Genomic DNA, 18,742 nt, shown 5'->3' with positions numbered 1-18,742 from the left:
GCCCGAGGGCGGCTTTTCCAAGTAACGCTAACTAATCGTTAAATTAGAATGCGTAAGTCAAACCAACAACAGTGCTGTCGCTGTTTGCAACGTCTTTGTTGACCAAGTCAACGTAAACTGCTGCTCCGCCACCCAAGTTGTACTTGGCTGCGAATGAAGTAGAGCCGCTATCCGCAACTGAACCATCGTCGTAAGACTCAGCACCCAAAGTCAGGTTACCCATGGTGTAGCTTGCGCCCATTGCTCGGAAGTCGTCTTCGCCAGCTGTATTGTTTTTGCCAGACTGGACACCAACGTAAAACCCGTTCACTGCGTATGACGCGCCGAATGAGCTCTTGTCTTTGTTGTTGTCACCCATGCTGTCCATGCCTGCACCGATAGTGAAACCAGCTACAGAGTACTGAATGCCGACAGCGCTAGAAGCAACGTCGTCCAGTGTGTCTGTGCTTGCATTGCTTACGCTCGCAGATACTGCAACGCTCAAGCCTTCAGCTAAAGTAGGCAGAGTGTAAGTAACCTGCATTGTTGAGCTGCTGTTCGAACCAGCATCGCCAACACCGATCGGGTTAACTTCTGCCTTTTCGTCAAACATCTGTGAGGCTGAATCGACTTCACCCAAGCTCAGCTTGCCGAAAGCACCAGCGATGTGAAACTCAACGTCACCAGCCACATCAGCGTTTGTGCCAGCCGCACCAGCAACGTCATCGATTGCAACTTTACCAGTGACAACCATGCCGTTGTTCAATTCGCTGGTCGCAGTGATTGCGAAGTCTGAGTCGTCGTAGCTTGCAGACATTGATTTGTTGTCAGCACTAGTCAAACGCATTTCCAGATCACCAGAAACGGTTACTGCTGCCATTGCGGGCATAGCTGCTGCAGCTACTGCCAAAGCGATAATTTTTTTCATTTTTAGTTTCCCTCTTAGGAAAGTTAACCCCAGAAATTTAAATCGACGCTATATAGCGCCTTCTAGTTACGATGAACCAAAACCGAAGCTCTCGCTCAACATGGCCAGATGACGCTCTGGAGCGCCGGCGGTAAGTATCCTTACCAAGGCCTTGGAAAGGTCAATGACCTCTCACGACAACGGAAGTTAGGGAAAGTTCGACTACCTTGCAACCTTTTGGGGTAACTTTTTTTAAGTTTTTGGATGGCGCGTCGCACAATTTCACAAAATCAACGACTTACAGCCGCCGCTTCAAGTGGGCAATCACGAGTTTAGGTAACACAGCTGTGACGCACTGCAACGAATTTGTCGCAGCACGCCCTATCCCAGCCCCGAATTGATCGCCCTAGGGCATCTCGTCGCCGTCGTCGACCGCCTTCGGAATCAGGTCATCACGGGAAATATTCATCAATATCAACGCATTAGCGGCCACGTAAATCGACGAGTAGGTGCCCACCGCAACACCGATCAACAGCGCCGCACTAAACCCGCGGATCAATTCGCCGCCTAGTACCAGTAAACAGATGAGAACCAGTGCGGTGGTTAACGAGGTCACCAAGGTGCGTCCCAGGGTCTGGTTGATACTCAGGTTAATGATCGAAAGCGAGTCCCCGTTTCGAACGGTGCGAAAATTTTCCCGAATGCGGTCACTGACCACAATCGTATCGTTCAGCGAGTAACCAATCACCGCCAAAACAGCTGCTAAAACGGTCAAATCGAAGTCCCAACCCAGCAGACTGAACACCCCAATCACGATAATCACGTCGTGAGCCAACGCGCTGACCGCGCCGACACTGAATTTGATTTGGAATCGCAGTGCCACGTACGCCATCACCACCAGCAAGGCCAACAGCAAGCCCAAGCCGCCCTGGTCACGTAACTCGTCGCCGACCTGGGCGCCGACAAACTCAGAGCGCAACAACGTCACGTTCAAGCCCGCATCATTCAGAGTCCGGACGATTTCATCGCCCAAGGTCGCGCTGTTGTCTTGCTGCAAGCGAATCAAGACATCCGTGTCGGTGCCGAAGTTTTGCACCACCGGATCCGGGAAGCCGGCACCGACCAATAACGTTCGGGTCGCCTCCAAATCCGCCGGGCGTTCGTATTCAACTTCCACCAGCGCCCCGCCGGTGAAGTCCAGGCCAAAGCTCAGCCCTTTGGTAGCGATGCTGCCCAGCGACACCAGCAACACCACGATGCTAAGGATGCCGGCGACTTTGCGCTGGCCCATGAAATCAATCGAGAGCGTTTTCATCGTGGATCCTTAAATCGACAAGCGCTGTAAGCCAGCGCGGTTGCCGTAAACCAAGTTAACGAGGGCGCGGGTCACCCAAATAGCGGTAAACATTGACGTGATGATGCCGACACTCAGCGTTACCGCGAAGCCCTGGACCGGGCCGGTGCCGACCGCGAACAAAATCACCGCGACGATCAAGGTCGTCAGGTTGGCGTCCAAAATGGTCACAAAGGCGCGATCAAACCCACCCTTGATCGCTTGCTGCGGGTTCATGCCGCGCGCGCGCTCTTCCTTAATGCGGCTGAATATCAGCACGTTCGCGTCCACCGCCATGCCCACAGTCAGTACGATCCCGGCAATACCCGGCAATGTCAGCGTGGCCGACAACATCGACATAATCGACACCAGCATCACCAGGTTCAAACCCAGCGCCACGTTGGCAATTAGGCCAAACATTTTGTAGTACACCAGCATAAACAGCACCACCAGCGCCAACCCGGCCATCACCGACAGCGTACCGGCGGCGATGTTCGCGGCCCCCAAAGAAGGCCCCACGGTACGCTCTTCAACGAAATAGATCGGCGCCGCCAAGGCACCGGCACGCAGCAATAGCGCCAGCTCGCTGGCTTCTTGGGGACTGTCCAATCCGGTAATCCGGAAACTGTTGCCCAGTGCGGATTGAATGGTTGCCAGGCTGATAATTGATTTTTCAACTTTGCGTTCGCGGATGGTCTCGACCGTGCCGTCGGGTTTGTCGACATAGCGATTGGCCACGCGGTATTCAATAAACAGCACCGCCATGCGCCGTCCCACCGAATCACGGGTCACCCGATTCATGGCACGGCCGCCCGGGCCGTCAAGATCAATATTGACCTGGGGACGACCGTTCTCGTCAAAGCTGGCACTGGCACCGGCCACTTGCGAGCCGGTGACGATCACGTCGCGCTCAATAATGGCGCTGCGCGGTTCGCTACGAAATTTAAAGGTTTCGGTTTCACTGGAGCGAGCGTCCGCTTGGGCTTCCAGGCGGAAATCCAAGTTCGCGGTCGCGCCCAAAATGCGCTTGGCCGCGGCGGTGTCCTGGACTCCGGGTAATTGGATCAAGATACGACCCTTGCCCTGGCGCTGGACCAGCGGCTCGGACACGCCTAATTCGTTGACCCGGTTACGCAGCGTGGTCAGGTTTTGCTCCACCGCGTTGGCTTCCAATTCCGACACCCGGGCCTCGGCCAGGTTCAACCGAACAAAGAAATCATCCCCGTCGTCGTCCGAACGGTAGGTGAATTCGCCCGCGTACTGGGTGCGCAGGCGCGTTTCACCGGCGTCACGCACGTCGGCGTCACGAAACCGCACCGACAAGGTGCCGTCCTTATCAACGTCAATCGCGCGGTAGCGGATGCGGTCTTCGCGCAAAATGCGTTTGATCTCACCGGAATACACATCCAAGCGCTGAGCAATCGCGGTTTCCAAGTCCACTTCCATCAAAAAGTGCACACCACCGCGCAAATCCAAACCGAGCTTCATCGGGCCCGCACCCAACCCCGCCAGCCAGTCCGGGGTAGTTTCGGCCAGGTTCAACGCGACCAAATAGTCGTCGCCCAGCGCTTGCTGGACCACCGCCTTGGCCTGCAATTGGGCCTCGGCGTCATTCAGGCGAATGATCGGTAAGCTGCCTTCGAACGCGGACGACTTGGGCGTGATGCCGGCGTCGGCCAGTGCCCGGTCGGCACGATCCAAGATCACCTGATCGACGACCACGCTGCCGCGTGACCCCGCCAACTGGATCGCCGCATCGTCGGGAAACAGATTAGGTGCGGCGTACAAGAAACCAATCGCCAACAGCGCGGCGATCAGGGTGTTTTTCCAAAGCGGGAATCGATTCATGGGGATCCGGGGGCCCGAAAGCCCCTTTCTAAAGGTGGGACGAAGTTACTTGCGAATGTCTTTCAACGTGCCCTTGGGCAGCGTGGTGGCGATCGCTTGCTTTTGCACGACGACTTCGTTGCCCTCGGACAATTCAACAATCGCGTAGTCATCATTGACCTTGACCACGGTGCCGGCAACGCCGCCGCCGGTCACGACTTCGTCACCCTTGGCCAATGTACCGACCAATTCGCGGTGCTCTTTGGCGCGTTTTTGCTGCGGACGCCACAGCAGGAAGTAAAAGATCGCGATAAAGATCGCCAACATGCCGAAGTTAATCCATGCCGGTGCGGCTGCGGGTGCGTCGGCGGCGTGCGCCATGGGAATCAAAAAGTCCATTTTAGGGCTCCAAAGGGTTAAAGGGTGGGCGTCGGCAGTTGCCGCTTTCCATAGAAATCATCAACGAAGCTGGCGAGGCTACCGGTCTCGATGGCACCTCGCAATCCCGCCATCAGCGTTTGGTAATGGTGGATGTTGTGCAAAGTTCCAAGGGTCGAGGCCAAAATCTCGCCACATTTATACAGGTGATACAAATAGCCGACGCTGTAATTGGTGCAGGTATAGCAGTCACAGCTGGCGTCCAAGGGTTCGGTCGAGCCGCGGTGCTTGGCGTTTTTGATCTTGACCACGCCGCCATCGACGAACAAGTGGCCGTTGCGGGCATTGCGGCTGGGCATCACGCAATCGAACATATCAACGCCGCGGCGAACCCCTTCGACCAGGTCCTCGGGTTTGCCGACGCCCATGACATAGCGCGGGTGATCGTCGGGCAACAGCGGCGCGGTGTGCGACATGACCTTGAACATTTCATCCTTGGGTTCGCCGACCGACAACCCGCCAATCGCGTAGCCGTCAAAATCCATGTCAACCAAGGCTTCCAGGCTTTGCTCGCGCAAGTCTTCAAACATGCCGCCCTGGACGATGCCAAACAGCGCACCCGGGTTATCGCCATGGGCGTCCTTGCTACGCTTGGCCCAGCGCAGGGACAACTCCATGCTGGTTTTGGCTTCGGCGTGGGTCGCCGGATACGGCGTGCACTCGTCAAAAATCATGACGATGTCACTGCCCAGCGCGCGCTGCATTTGCATGCTTTCTTCGGGGCCCAGAAACACTTTCGAGCCGTCAACCGGGTTTTGGAAGTGCACACCCTGTTCGGTGATTTTTCGCGTATCACCCAGGCTGAACACCTGAAATCCACCGCTGTCGGTCAGAATGGGTTTGTCCCAGTTCATAAACCCATGCAACCCGCCGTGGTCACGCATGACTTGGGCGCCGGGGCGCAACATCAGGTGAAATGTGTTGCCCAGCAGCACCTGTGCGCCAGTCGAGGCGACCTGTTCGGGGGTCAAGCCCTTGACCGTGCCGTAGGTACCCACGGGCATAAACGCCGGGGTATCGATCGGGCCGCGCGGAAAGGTCAAACGGCCGCGACGGGCCAAGCCATCGGTCGCCAGCAGTTCAAATTTCAAATGGGTCTCGGGACGTGCCATGGGTACCTAAAAATCATCAATCAAAATCAGTGGCGCGCAGTTTACCAAAGCACGCCCCATGGCGCCGACTTTTATCCGCCGGCCCGTTCCAGCAGCATGGCGTCGCCGTAGCTAAAGAACCGATAGCCCTCGGCGACCGCCTCGTTATAGGCCGCCAACACCGCGTCGGTGCCGGCAAAGGCCGACACCAGCATCAGCAGCGTGCTTTCGGGCAAGTGAAAGTTGGTGACCATGGCGTCGATCACCTGCCACTCGAACCCCGGGTAAATAAAGATGCTGGTGTCGCCGGCATGGGCTTGGATCGATCCAGTTTGGGCGGCGACCGATTCCAGCGTGCGCACGACCGTGGTGCCGACCGCAATGACTCGGCCGCCGCGGGCACGGGTCGCGTTGATTTTATCGGCGGTGACGGCCGGGCACTCGAACCACTCTGAATGCATGACGTGCTTTTTCACGTCGTCTTCGCGCATCGGCAAAAAGGTCCCGGCCCCGACGTGCAAGGTCACCTCGGCGGTATCAACGCCGCGCGCGCGGATCGCATCCAACAGTTCTGGTGTGAAATGCAGCCCCGCGGTGGGCGCCGCCACCGCGCCTTCGTTTTTCGCGAACACGGTTTGATAGCGCGCCCGATCGGCCTCGGTGTCGGCGCGCTTAATGTACGGCGGCAGCGGCATGTGCCCATGAGTTTGAAGCTGTCCCATGGGATCGTCGCCGCACAAACGAATCACGAACAAATCGCCATCGCGGGCCAACAAATCAATCGTAAATCCGTCCGCGACCGTCAAGGTCGCCCCGGGCTTGGGCGTTTTTGAACTTTTAACAAACGCGCGCCAATCGCCGTTGGCCAGGCGGCGCTCCAGCATGACTTCGGCCTTGCCGCCGGTAGATTTAGTCGCAAACAGCCGCGCCGGCAACACCCGAGTGTTGTTCAGCACCAACAGATCATTCGGCTCTAGCTGCGACACCAAATCGGTGAACTGGCGGTGCGCGATGCCCGCGTCGTTTAAGTGCAGCAAACGACTGGCACTGCGATCGGCCAAGGGCTCCGCGGCGATTTGCGCCTCGGGCAGTTCAAAATGGAAATCAGATTTTTGCATACGTGAATTTTACCCTAGGTCCTAGCACTGTTGTCCCGATTGCGCCGACGCGGTCTGGCGAATCGGCAACTATTATTGCCCTGCGAACCGTTATTTTGAGAACCAATCGAGAGATTTATGAAAAAACTATTAATTGCACTCAGCTTTGCCGTCGCCTTGCCCGCCTTGGCCGACCTGTCCATGGGTGACAAAATCCAACTGCAATCGGACATGCAGCGCCACATCGACAGCGTGTCCGTCGGTGGCACCTACCGCCACATCGATATCGCCACCGGCGCGGTGATGGAACTGTACCCGGCCGCCGGCCACCCCATGATATTAAAAATGAGCCAAAACGACATGTTCGTGCTGTGCTCGGAAATGCGCGACGCCAATGGTAACGCCCTCAATGCGGACTACTACATGGCTAAAACCGCCAGCGGCTACCAGGTCATTCGCACCGAAATCGCCAACCGCGATCCGCTTAAGGCATTGATGGGCAAGGGCTTGGTGTCCAAGCTTTGATCGGATAAATGCGGCTTTACGCAAAATTCCTGGCGATTCTGATTCCCTGCTTTTTGTGCCTGGCCGGGATCGGGCTGTGGTACGAACACCGCACCGCCACGTCGGTCAACACGGATGACTTGACCCAACGTATCGGCGCCCTGACCGGCCGCGTCGCCACCGCCATGGTGCGCCACAACGCGGCCGACAACCCGAGCCTGGCCAACGACTTACTGGCCCCGCTGGGCCATGAACCCAGCGTGGTGTGCGCCGAATACACCTCGGCGCTGCGCTTAATCGCCAGCTACCCGCGCGGACTGGGCTGTCGCAACGCCCAATTTGACCAGGTCACCGATGTCGAGTTGGGCGAAGGGGTATCGCTGCGCATTGCCATGACCGAAAGCCTGATCAAAGGCGCGGTCGGGCGCCAATTGCAACAAAGCACGCTGACATTTTTAGGCACATTACTACTGGCCGTGATCAGTGCATCCATCGGTTTTCGGCTGATCGTCGGGCGCCGCTTGGAACGCTTAAACCAGGCTATGACGGTCTCGACTGAAACCCGCAAGCGCCAATCGCTGGCCGACGATTCCGGCGACGAAATCGGGCGCATCGTAGCCACCTACAACCAGTTGATCCGCGCCGAAAACGAATTGGAAGAAAAGCTACGCCGGACCAACTTGCAGCTCAACGAGAGCAGCCAACGTGACCCGCTGACCGGCCTTTACAACCGATTATTCGCCCAGCGCAACTTGGATCCATTGCCAAACCCGACGCCGCCCGACACCGGGTTTATTGCGTTATTGGACATCGATCACTTCAAACGCGTCAACGACACCCACGGCCACGAAGCGGGTGACACGGTGTTAAAAGCCGTGGCCAACCGCCTTAACGCCTGTGTGCGTGACGACGCCGTGGTAATTCGCTGGGGCGGTGAGGAATTTTTAATTGCGTTCCCCAACGTCAATCCCGAAATCGGGCCCATGCTGGCGTCACGGCTACTCAATTCAATTCGCCAAAACCCTATTGCGTTGGCCGGCGGCGAGGGGCTGTCGATCACGGCATCATTGGGGTTTGTGCCCTGTTGCTTGTCGCCCGAACGGGACTTGAAGACCGCCGTTGAGTGGGCGGACCGGGCACTGTATTTGGCCAAGGGCAATGGCCGCGACCGCGCTTGTGTACTGTGGAGCGACCGCGATTCGAATGGCGAATTATTGGATGCGCAACTAAAACACGGCGACATCACCTGGGTATCGGGTGCTGCCATTGATCGCCGCGACGATCGTAATCCAAGCGATCGGCCGCTATCGGCGTAGGTGGCGGGCACCGTCCAGAGACAGAGACAGAGACAGAGACAGAGACAAAGACAAAAAACTAAACACAAATGCCCAGAACGCTTGGCAACGCCAAGCGGCTACCAGTACCAGTGGTGCCGTGCACGGCCTACCGGCCGCTTCGGCATTTCCGCAGCCCGCGCACGGCGCGGACTTTGGTCACGCACTCGACCGCCACTGTGGCGGTTCGGCCGCCCATAACTGAACCAACAAAAAAGGCCCTGAGGAAAGCAATGCTTTCCTCAGGGCCTTTTTTGTTGGTACCAGTGGGCGGACTCGAACCGCCACGCCCGCAAAGGCAACGGATTTTGAATCCGTCGTGTCTACCAATTTCACCACACTGGCATTGGGCGCGGATACTACAGTCGGCATTGAATGTTGGCAAGCGCTAAGCGGCGAAAAAGGCGAGTATTTTCGCAATCGTCGATCTTGGGGGCTGGGGCTACTCGGGACGCCAAAGACCCGTATAGTAAGGCCGATTACGCAACCGGCCGAGATGACCCGATATGACCACCTCCGAAATCGATCCAAAACGCCCGGCCCTAGGTCCTGCCACGTGGTTCGGACGACTGGCCGCGGGCCTTTACGATGCTTTTATTTTACTGGCGATTTGGTTGCTGCTGGGGTCAGTCGTGACCTTTGCCTTTGGCGGCACACCGGACCCGCGGGTGGTACAACTGGTTTGCATGGCGGCGGCCTGGGCACTGTTTGGCTATCTGTGGACCAAAACCGGTCGCACCCTGGGCATGCAAGCCTGGCATTTGCGCCTGGAAAGCCAAACCGGCGGCCTCATGACCTGGAAACAGGCGACCAGCCGCTTTGCTTGGATGATGCTGTTCAACGGTGGCTTTTGGCTCGGCGCTATTTTGCTGGGGACGGGACAAGTCGCCCTTGGCGGCGCGCTGATGGTGACGGGGCTGGTGGCCTTTGCCAGCGCCTATGGCCAACCCGATCGCCGCACTTGGTATGACCGCGCCAGCGGCACCCGGCTGGTCCGCGTAGCCAAGGTCAAAAGCACCTAACGTGTTTAGGTTCGGCGCAGATTCACCGCGCCCAGCGCCACCGCCAACGCGCCCGGAATCACCACCGCCAACAGCGGACTGAACCCGTACACCAGCGTTACGGGGCCGGCAATGTCTTGCAACAATTTAAAGCCGAGACCGACCACCACGCCGATAAACAAGCGCGTCCCGATCGGGCTGGATCGCAACGGACCCAGCACAAACCCGGCACCGGCAAACACCAACGCCAATATCAACAGCGGCAACAGCAGCGCCTGATACAACCCAAGCTGGGCGCGCTGGGTACTGAGCCCGGCGCGTTCGAGCTGTCGATACAGGTTGAGTAAATCCGATGGCCGCTGAGCCACACCGGCGTCGGCCGCCTGATACAGCGACACCGGCGACACTTGAATGGGTAACGTCAGCGTAACGTCCGTGCGAACCTGAATGCGCTGATCGACCAGGTTGGCAATGCGCGCGCCATCCAGCGTCCAGCCGTCCTCGTCGGCCACGCCTTGGCCGGCGGCACCGGATTCGACCAAGGCCGCGGTGGCATCAAAGTCGAACCAGCGCAGCGCCCGGATCTGATCGTTCTGGGCCGACTCCAAGTTAACGAAACGGCTGCCGTCGCGGTGCCACAGCCCGCGCACCAGTTGATCGTTAGCCGCGCGCCCCAGCGCGTTGTCTTTGTAACTGGCGGCCGCCCGATCGGTCAGTGGCACCACCCATTCGGCCATCGCAATCGCGCCGAGTCCGGCGACAAAGCCCGGGACGCACGACAGCACCACCAAGCGCGCCAACGACAAACCGGCCGCGCGCGCCGCAATCAGTTCGCTGGTGCCGGCCAAACTGCCCAGCCCTGTCAAGGCCCCTAACAGGCCAATCAGCGGCAAGTCACGCACGAACGCCGCCGGGATCGACAACACCGCAAACCAAACGGCCTGACCAAACCCATACCCGGGCGAAGCGTTGCCGACCTCGTCGATGACCTCGAAGGTAAAGCCCAGGCCCAGCAACACCACCGCACACACCAGCGTGGCGGCGCTGACGCGCAGCATCAAATAGCGCGCTAATTTCATGCATGACCCCGGGCGCGATTACGCGCCATCAACCCAGCGATCACCGCCAGCATAATCAGGTGCACCGGCCACAATGCGATGAACATCGGCCAATCCCCATCCGCTTGCTTGGACTGGGCAAAATTGACAAACCCGTAGTAACAAATAAACACCACCACCCCGGGCAAAAACTTGGACCAGCGCCCGGCCCGCGGCGCGATTGGGCCGATCGCCAACCCCAGCGCAAGCGCCAGCGGGACCATCAACACCAACGCCAAACGCCAATGATACTGGGCCTGCTCTTTGGCATTACCGGCCTGCAACTCGGCGCTGGCTCGGGCTTGCAGCCGCGGCGGCTTGGCTTGGGTTTGGGCGACATCCAGCCGCACCAGGTACTCATCAAATTCGAGCGCCGACCACTCAGCCTGACCCGGCAACCCAGTCCAGCGCTGACCGTTTTCCAGCACCAAATAGCGTTGGCCGGATTGATTATCCAGGCGTTGCCAGGCGCGCTCGGCGCGGATCACCGACGGCGTCGCTTGGTTTTGGTGGATAAACACGTCCAACAGCTGATTCGACTCGGCCGACGAATCCCCGGCGAAAAAAATCGCATCGCCGCCTATCGACTGAAACCGCTGTGGCGCCAAGCCATTTAACGTCGCCACTGATTCGGCCTCGGACAAACGCTGGGACACCCAACCGGCGGTCGCCGGCGCCCAATACAGTGCCAACGCCGCAACCGTGAGGCTCATGCCCAGGGTCGGCAACCACAGCGCACGGGCCAAAAACCCAATCCCGGCCCCGCTGGCACGCAGCGCACTGGCTTCCTGATCGGCGTACAAACGGCCAAGCGCCAATAAAACGCCAAGGAAAAATGCGAGGGGAAACACGATTTGCAGGGCACCGGGGATACGCCCCAGTATCGCAACCAACACCAGGTCCGGGGCCAGCAGGCCCTGGGCCGCTTCATTCAGGTACACCACCAAACGCCCGGTCAGACCCAAAAAGGTCAACACCAGCGCCGATGCCATGGCACCCGATAGGACTTCCCGTCCTAGGTAGCGACTGAGTATGCTCAACGGCAGACACACCTATGTTAAAAGTCGCTACCATACCGAAAACCCGTTTTGGAGTCCCCATGCAGTTTGACCTAGCCCCCCAGTCCTTGACCGATCACGCCACCGATTTGATGGTGTTGGCGCTCCACACCGACCAAGCCGCGCCAATCGCCAGCGAATGGTTCGCTCGCATCCAAGCCAGCGGCGACTTCACCGGCAAGGCCGGCGACGCACTGACCGTGGCCGCTCCCGGCGGCATGCAGGCCCAACGCTGCTTGCTGGTTGGCCTGGGTGACGCTGACAAACTCGACGCCAAGGGTTTGGACAAAGCCGCCAAGGCGATCGCCGACGCCGCCACCAAAAAAGGTGTCGCCCACGCCACCGTGGCGCCGCACGACGCCCTCAACGCAATCTTCGCGCGCCAGCTGGGACTGCACATTGCGCTGGCCCAGTACCAATACACCGAGACCTTCGGCACCAAAGAGCTGCCCGCCGCCAGCATCCTGGCCCGGGTCGAGCTGGCGACGGACCTGGACAGCGCACGCCACGGCTTTGTCATCGGCCAGGGTGCCAACCTGACCCGCGAGCTGGGCAATTTGCCCGGCAACACCTGCACCCCCAGCTACCTGGCCGACCAAGCCCGCCATTTGAACCATGACAACCTAAGCGTCGAAATATTGGGCGAGGACGCCATGGCGACCTTGGGCATGGGCAGCCTACTCAGCGTCGGCACCGGCAGCGTCGAAGAATCCAAACTGGCGGTCATGCGCTTTAACAACGGCGGCGACCAAGCGCCGATCGCGCTGGTTGGCAAGGGCATCACCTTTGACACCGGCGGTATTTCGTTGAAACCGGGCGCCGCCATGGACGAAATGAAGTATGACATGTGCGGGGCGGCCACGGTGCTGGGCGCGATGCAGGCGGTGATCGCGCTGGACTTGCCGCTCAACATTGTTGCGGTCATTGCTTGCGCTGAAAACATGCCCGCCGGCAACGCCACCAAACCTGGCGACATCGTCACCAGCATGTCCGGCCAAACCATCGAAATTCTGAACACCGACGCCGAAGGCCGCTTGGTGTTGTGCGACGCACTTAGCTACGTCAAGCAAGACAATCCTGCCTGTATCGTCGACATGGCAACCCTGACCGGCGCCTGCATTATCGCCCTGGGCCACCACAACACCGGGTTGCTGTCGAACAACGACGACTTGGCCGATGCCCTATTGGCGGCTGGCAAAGACGCTATGGACGGCGCATGGCGCCTACCGATCAGCGATGAATACGACAAACAACTGGACTCCAACTTTGCCGACATGGCCAACATTGGTGGCCGCGACGCCGGCACCATTACCGCGGCCTGCTTTTTGAACCGCTTTGTCGGTGACACGCCCTGGGCGCACCTGGACATTGCCGGCACCGCGTGGGTCAGCGGCAAAAATAAAGGCGCCAGCGGACGCCCGGTGCCGATGCTGGTTAACTGGCTGCAAAGTCGCGCCCAGTGACCAACGTTCGCTTTTACATCTGCGCCGAGCCGGAGTGGCTCGACGCGGCTAAATTTAGTGTGCGACTGGGCCGGATGCTGCGCCGCAAGGGCCATCGGCTGCTGTATTGGACGCCGGACGTGGACCACCAAACCCAATTAAACGAGCTGATGTGGGCGTACCCGGCGGACGGCTTTTTGCCGCACCGAATTGATGACAACGACCCCGAGTGCGGGATCGATATTTGTGCGGGCACCGATTGGGCTGGGCATCACGACGTGCTGATCAACCTGACCGCGCAAATCCCTGAGCCGCACGCGCGCTTCGCGCATCTCTGTGAAGTGGTGCCCGGTGCCGCTACACTACTGGACAACGCACGTGACCGCTGGCGCCACTACAACGACCGTGGCCATCCGCTTAAACGCTTCGAAACTGACAACATCTGAGACCCAAAACTGCATGGACAAGGCATTCGACCCCGCCCAAATCGAGAAAGACCGTTACGCCCAATGGGAAGCCCAGGGGTGTTTCAAACCCTCGGGGTCGGGTGACCCCTACTGCATCATGATTCCGCCGCCCAACGTCACCGGCAGCCTGCACATGGGCCACGCGTTCAACAACACCATCATGGATTCGTTGGTGCGTTATCACCGCATGAAAGGGCACGACACGCTGTGGCAGGTCGGCACCGATCACGCCGGCATTGCGACCCAAATGTTGGTCGAACGCAAACTTGAGGCCGAGGGCGTCAAACGCCAGGACTTGGGACGTGATGCCTTTATCGGCAAAGTCTGGGAGTGGAAAACTGAATCCGGCGGCAACATCACCGGCCAGCTGCGCCGTTTAGGCTCATCGGTCGACTGGAGCCGCGAGCGCTTCACAATGGACGACGATTTGTCACGCGCGGTCCAGGAAGTCTTTATCCAGCTGCACAGCGAAGGTCTGATTTACCGGGGCAAGCGGCTGGTTAACTGGGACCCGGTGTTAAAAACTGCGGTCAGTGACCTGGAAGTTGAGAACGAAGAAGAAAACGGCCACATCTGGTCGCTGCGCTACCCGCTGTCCGACGGCTCCGGCTCGTTGGTAGTCGCCACCACGCGTCCGGAAACCATGCTGGGCGATTCGGCCGTGGCCGTGCACCCCGAAGACCCGCGCTACGCCGGCTTCATCGGCAAAACCATTACCTTGCCGCTGGTTGGCCGCGAAATTCCGATCATTGCCGACGACTACGTCGACCCTGAATTCGGCACCGGGTGCGTCAAAATTACCCCGGCCCACGATTTCAATGACTACGAAATGGGCAAGCGCCACGACCTGGCCTTGATCAACATATTGACGCGCACCGCGACCATTACCGATGACGCGCCCGAGGCCTACCGAGGCATGGACCGCTTCGATGCACGCAAACAGATCGTCAAGGACCTGGATGCGCTGGGGCTGTTGGTCGAGGTCAAAGACCACCGACTGCCGGTGCCGCGTGGCGACCGTTCCGGTGCGATCTTGGAACCCTACCTGACCGATCAGTGGTACGTCGCAGTCAAAGAACTGGCAAAGCCGGCGATCGAAGCGGTTGAAAACGGCGACATCGAATTCGTGCCGAAACAGTGGGAGAACACCTACTTTGCCTGGATGCGTGATTTGCAGGATTGGTGCATCAGCCGCCAGCTATGGTGGGGCCACCGCATTCCGGCCTGGTATGACGACCAAGGCCGTGTCTACGTTGGCCGCGACGAAGCCGAAGTGCGCGCCAATAACAACCTTGGCGACATTGAGCTGACCCAAGACAATGACGTTTTGGACACCTGGTTTTCGTCGGCATTGTGGACGTTTTCAACCCTAGGCTGGCCGGACGAAACCCCGGAACTGGCCAAATTCCACCCCACGGACGTGCTGGTCACCGGCTTTGACATCATCTTTTTCTGGGTCGCCCGGATGATCATGATGACGCTGAAATTCCGCGGCGAAGTGCCCTTCAAAAAGGTCTACGTGCACGGTTTGGTGCGCGACGGCGAGGGCAAAAAGATGTCCAAGTCCAAGGGCAACGTATTGGACCCGATCGACGTCATCGACGGCATCGACTTGGAAACACTGGTCAGCAAACGGACCGGCAACATGATGCAGCCGCAACTGGCCAAGCGCATCGAAAAAGCCACCCGCAAAGAATTCCCAGACGGCATCGATGCTTTTGGCACTGATGCCCTGCGCTTTACCTTTGCGGCCATGGCCACGACTGGGCGCGATATCAACTTCAACCTGGAACGGGTCGCCGGCTACCGTAATTTCTGTAACAAGCTGTGGAATGCCGCACGCTTCGTGCTGATGAACGTGGAAGGCCATGACCTGACCGTCACCGACGGCCTGACGCCGGGCTTGGCGGATCGCTGGATTGTCAGCCAACTGCAGGCCGCCGAAGCTGAAGTGCACCGCTCGTTCGCTGACCTGCGTATCGATCGGGCCGCGCAAACGCTGTACGAATTTATTTGGCACCAGTACTGCGATTGGTACCTGGAATTGGCCAAGGCCGTGCTCCAAGGCGACGCCGACGAGGCCACCAAAGCGGCCACCCGCCGCACCCTAGTGACGGTATTGGAAGCGGCGCTGCGATTGGCCCACCCGATCATGCCGTTCATCACCGAAGAGATCTGGCAGACCGTGGCCCCGCGCGTCAATTTAGGCGGCGCCAGCATCTCCCAGGCGCCCTACCCGGCGCCCGAGGCCGACAAAATCGATGCCGAAGCGGACACCGCGATCGCCTGGCTGAAAGACACCGTGGTCGCGGTACGTACCGTGCGCGGCGAAATGAATATTCCGCCCTCGAAAAAGCTAGACGTTATTTTGAACGCCGGCCACGACAGCGACCGTGCTTTGTCGGCGACCTGCGATGGCTTGCTCAAACGCCTGGCTGGCGTCGACAACCTGCGCTGGTTGGACGATGACGAGGCCCCGGTGGCCTCGATGGGCGTGGTCGGCGACATGGAAGTGCTGGTGCCAATGGCTGGGCTGATTGACGCCGGCGCCGAAATTGCGCGCCTAACCAAAGAGGCCGATCGCCTTCGTGGGGATATCAAACGCACCGCCGGCAAGCTCGGCAATGCCGGGTTTGTCGACAAAGCGCCGGCCGAGGTGGTCGACAAAGAACGCGCAAAACTGGCCGATGCCGAGGCAACTCTTGAACGGCTCGAGACACAGATTGTGAAGCTCAACACACTCTAGAGATTTGCCGGTACATCCCGCATCGCCTTAGCCGTCACAGCGCCTAAGGTGATGTTGTGGTCAGCAACACCGAGTTGCTAGGAGGTACCGATGAGCATGCGCGAGACAGGCACAGTTAAATGGTTCAACGACGCCAAAGGGTTCGGATTCATTAAGCGATTCGACGGTGCGGACGTCTTTGTTCACTACCGCAACATTCGCGGCGATGGGCACCGCAGCCTTCAAGACGGTCAAATGGTCGAGTACGCAATCTTGGAAACCGACAAGGGCTTTCAGGCCGAGGACGTGCTGGCGCTATAGCGTTACGCGGCGCTAACTTCGCCCAGGTTGTCCAGCGCTTGCGTCAGCAGCGCGTCCGCATCCAGGGTGTCGCCGGCTTCGGCCAAGCCGATTTCCATAGCACCCGACCCCAACGCCAAATTCAAACGCTTGATCAAGCGTTCCGGCATGCCCGGCTCTAAGTTCGTAATCACCCACACATAGTCCTGAGAACCGACCCGTCCAACCGTGTCGTAGCCACGCGACTGCGCCGCCAACACCTGTGCCATGGTGCACGGATCGACGTCCCCCACTCGCACCAACAGCGCCGCATACGGCATATTATGACGTGCGCGTCGGGCCTGTAATTTAGACAGCTCGTGGGTCACGCCGCGGCGATTCGACAGCCCGGTTTCCAGGTCCAAGAAACGCTGGGTACGCGCGTTAACGCGCTGGCGCGACACCGTGTGACGCAGCTGATTGCGCTCGCTTTGCATGGCATAGGCGTGGGCCGCGTAGCCCCACACTATCAACATCAAGGCGCCGCCGGCGGTCAGCGTCGCCGCGTTGACCCAGTCCAGGGGGCTGCCGGCGGACAGCACCCCGACGCCGACCGCCAACCCGGCCGCCACGCAAACTCTAAGCCCGACCGCACGACCGTAGCGCTGGGTAGCGCGCCAGACATAGGGCGTCAACGCCGCCAGCAATAACCAGCCGCCCTGGGGTGTCAATGCCGCCAACACCGCCGCCCACGCCAGTGCAAGCGTGGTCAGCGTCCACAGCCGCTCCGGCGTGTTCGGCACCCACCACACATACGCCAGCCGCAAGGTGTGCAAGGACCAACCGGCCATGACCCAGGCAATCGCCAAGTTGCGGTTGCTACCATACGCACCGGCCATGCCGGCCAACGACAGCCCCGCACCCAGCGCAGACAGCGCTATCCAACTTTGCAAAGTGCGTACCGCGAGCGCAGACGAGCGTCGACCCTGAGCCATGCAATCCTCCCGTAAGCGACAAGAATGCGTGCTCGGCGGGGAATCAGTCTGTGACGGACTTCACACGCACTTCCATCGCCGTCTGCTTTGCTTAGTCAAACCGTCAACGGTCAAGGAATCTGCATGCGCCCCAATTTAGACACCGCCACCCTGGTCGCCCATTTTTGGAACGACTTCAGCCTTGGCCACGTTCGGCTGCCGGTGTTGCCGGACCTCGCGTTTAAGCTGCATGACCTGATGAGTGAAGCCAATTACGAACCGGCGCTGGTCAGCCAAGCACTGGCCCAGGACGCCGGCGTCAGTGCGCGTCTGGTGGCGGCCGCTAACAATGTGCTCAACCGTGGCCGTGTGCCGGTGGCGACGCTGGACATGGCGATTATGCGGCTGGGTCGAGAGCGGACCCAGGCGCTGGCGAATGCGCACCTATTGAAACAGCTGTTCCACGGCTCGCCGGCCGGCAAAAAGCGCCTGCAACTGCACTGGGACCTGACCCAGCGCAAGGCGGTCACCGCGACCTATTTGGCTGACCTGACGGACAGCGTCGAGCCATCCGAGCCCTTGCTGTTGACGCTTTTGCAGAACTTGGGCGCACTGCCACTGATCGACTGGATGGAGCGGCACCCCGACGCCCCCCACGGGTTGAACGCTCTTGTTGAGTTGGATCAAGCCATCGGCACCCAAGTGGCCCAAAAACTGTTGTCGCATTGGCACTACAACCTGGACTGGATTGACGCCATTGGCCGCCGCGAGAGCTGGCACTACTTGAGCGACGGGCCGCTCAACAGCATTGATGTGTCGCTGTTGGCGTCCTGGAGCGAACTCGAGTCCAGCGCCCAGCCCGGACCGCCTTTGGGCGAGGTCGCGGCCTTTAAAAAATGGTCCCAGGCATGCCTGCCGGCCACCGCCGGAATCGGCGACCTATACAGCGAGGATGGCCAAACTCGGTTGGCTGCATTGGCTGGGCTATTAGACTAGGCACAGATTACTCGTTTCTGCCTTAGTACTCTTTTTCACTAAAACAGGTTGCTTTTCCCGAAACCCTTGGCGCGTCTGGGATACCCCACTTCAATCGCACTGCGGCATTTTTACCCCCACTTTATCCACAGGTAACGCACCGGTAAAAACACAACATAAAGGGTTCCATTCGTCCTCGAAGCACAATATCTTG

17 protein-coding genes and 1 tRNA gene are annotated in these 18,742 nt (G+C 59.3%); 8 read left to right on the top strand and 10 right to left on the bottom strand.

Annotated elements, in window-relative coordinates; translation table 11 throughout:
* Positions 1-43: 43 nt before the first annotated feature.
* From GH975_RS03645 to queA, 6 genes are all read right to left on the bottom strand, one after another.
* Complete coding sequence (locus GH975_RS03645) at positions 44-907, bottom strand: porin (protein ID WP_153713212.1); 864 nt, start codon at positions 905-907, stop codon at positions 44-46.
* Between the two features lie 385 nt (positions 908-1,292).
* Positions 1,293-2,201: a protein translocase subunit SecF gene (secF, locus tag GH975_RS03640; protein ID WP_153713211.1), complete on the bottom strand. Its 909-nt coding sequence runs from the start codon at positions 2,199-2,201 to the stop codon at positions 1,293-1,295.
* A 9-nt stretch (positions 2,202-2,210) separates the two neighbouring features.
* Positions 2,211-4,067 (bottom strand): protein translocase subunit SecD, encoded by a 1,857-nt coding sequence (gene secD / locus GH975_RS03635; protein WP_153713210.1) that lies wholly within the window; start codon positions 4,065-4,067, stop codon positions 2,211-2,213.
* A 45-nt stretch (positions 4,068-4,112) separates the two neighbouring features.
* Positions 4,113-4,445, bottom strand: a complete 333-nt coding sequence (gene yajC / locus GH975_RS03630; protein ID WP_153713209.1) for a preprotein translocase subunit YajC — start codon at positions 4,443-4,445, stop codon at positions 4,113-4,115.
* Between the two features lie 17 nt (positions 4,446-4,462).
* Positions 4,463-5,575 carry a tRNA guanosine(34) transglycosylase Tgt gene (tgt, locus tag GH975_RS03625; protein WP_153714770.1) on the bottom strand — a complete coding sequence of 371 codons (1,113 nt, stop codon included), beginning with the start codon at positions 5,573-5,575 and terminating at the stop codon, positions 4,463-4,465.
* Positions 5,576-5,667: 92 nt separating this feature from the next.
* The gene (gene queA / locus GH975_RS03620; RefSeq protein WP_153713208.1) at positions 5,668-6,693 is read right to left on the bottom strand and encodes a tRNA preQ1(34) S-adenosylmethionine ribosyltransferase-isomerase QueA; all 1,026 of its coding nucleotides are present in this window, start codon (positions 6,691-6,693) and stop codon (positions 5,668-5,670) included.
* Positions 6,694-6,810: 117 nt separating this feature from the next.
* Between queA and GH975_RS03615 the strand changes: the two genes are divergently transcribed.
* Complete coding sequence (locus GH975_RS03615) at positions 6,811-7,197, top strand: hypothetical protein (protein ID WP_153713207.1); 387 nt, start codon at positions 6,811-6,813, stop codon at positions 7,195-7,197.
* 8 nt (positions 7,198-7,205) lie between these two features.
* A complete protein-coding gene (locus GH975_RS03610; protein WP_153713206.1) occupies positions 7,206-8,492 on the top strand; it encodes a GGDEF domain-containing protein in 1,287 nt (428 codons plus the stop codon).
* A gap of 276 nt (positions 8,493-8,768) precedes the next feature.
* Here the strand turns inward: GH975_RS03610 and GH975_RS03605 are convergent.
* A tRNA-Leu gene (locus GH975_RS03605) sits at positions 8,769-8,855 on the bottom strand.
* A gap of 161 nt (positions 8,856-9,016) precedes the next feature.
* Here GH975_RS03605 and GH975_RS03600 point away from each other — a divergent pair.
* Entirely contained in the window at positions 9,017-9,532 is a 516-nt protein-coding gene (locus tag GH975_RS03600; RefSeq protein ID WP_153713205.1) for an RDD family protein, read from the top strand.
* 5 nt (positions 9,533-9,537) lie between these two features.
* Here GH975_RS03600 and lptG read toward each other — a convergent pair whose 3' ends face one another.
* The gene (gene lptG / locus GH975_RS03595) at positions 9,538-10,590 is read right to left on the bottom strand and encodes an LPS export ABC transporter permease LptG (protein ID WP_153713204.1); all 1,053 of its coding nucleotides are present in this window, start codon (positions 10,588-10,590) and stop codon (positions 9,538-9,540) included.
* Positions 10,587-11,648, bottom strand: a complete 1,062-nt coding sequence (gene lptF / locus GH975_RS03590; protein WP_153713203.1) for an LPS export ABC transporter permease LptF — start codon at positions 11,646-11,648, stop codon at positions 10,587-10,589. The genes lptG and lptF overlap by 4 nt, the downstream gene beginning before the upstream one ends.
* 59 nt (positions 11,649-11,707) lie before the next feature.
* Here lptF and GH975_RS03585 point away from each other — a divergent pair, with 59 nt between their 5' ends.
* From GH975_RS03585 to GH975_RS03570, 4 genes are all read left to right on the top strand, one after another.
* Entirely contained in the window at positions 11,708-13,129 is a 1,422-nt protein-coding gene (locus GH975_RS03585) for a leucyl aminopeptidase (protein WP_153713202.1), read from the top strand.
* Positions 13,126-13,554 (top strand): DNA polymerase III subunit chi, encoded by a 429-nt coding sequence (locus GH975_RS03580; RefSeq protein WP_170272526.1) that lies wholly within the window; start codon positions 13,126-13,128, stop codon positions 13,552-13,554. Before GH975_RS03585 ends, GH975_RS03580 begins: the two co-directional genes overlap by 4 nt.
* Before the next feature lie 13 nt (positions 13,555-13,567).
* A complete protein-coding gene (locus GH975_RS03575) occupies positions 13,568-16,321 on the top strand; it encodes a valine--tRNA ligase (RefSeq protein ID WP_153713200.1) in 2,754 nt (917 codons plus the stop codon).
* Positions 16,322-16,411: 90 nt separating this feature from the next.
* On the top strand, positions 16,412-16,621 hold the full coding sequence (locus GH975_RS03570; RefSeq protein ID WP_153713199.1) for a cold-shock protein: 210 nt from the start codon (positions 16,412-16,414) through the stop codon (positions 16,619-16,621).
* A 2-nt stretch (positions 16,622-16,623) separates the two neighbouring features.
* Here GH975_RS03570 and GH975_RS03565 read toward each other — a convergent pair whose 3' ends face one another.
* On the bottom strand, positions 16,624-17,574 hold the full coding sequence (locus GH975_RS03565) for a GGDEF domain-containing protein (protein WP_153713198.1): 951 nt from the start codon (positions 17,572-17,574) through the stop codon (positions 16,624-16,626).
* Positions 17,575-17,697: 123 nt separating this feature from the next.
* Here GH975_RS03565 and GH975_RS03560 point away from each other — a divergent pair, with 123 nt between their 5' ends.
* Positions 17,698-18,549 (top strand): HDOD domain-containing protein, encoded by an 852-nt coding sequence (locus GH975_RS03560; RefSeq protein WP_153713197.1) that lies wholly within the window; start codon positions 17,698-17,700, stop codon positions 18,547-18,549.
* The last annotated feature ends 193 nt before the right edge of the window (positions 18,550-18,742 follow it).

This window comes from Litorivicinus lipolyticus (assembly GCF_009650135.1).
GTDB lineage: Bacteria > Pseudomonadota > Gammaproteobacteria > Pseudomonadales > Litorivicinaceae > Litorivicinus > Litorivicinus lipolyticus.
Note: the sequence above shows the minus strand (reverse complement) of the source record. Positions and strands in the feature narration are given on the sequence as shown.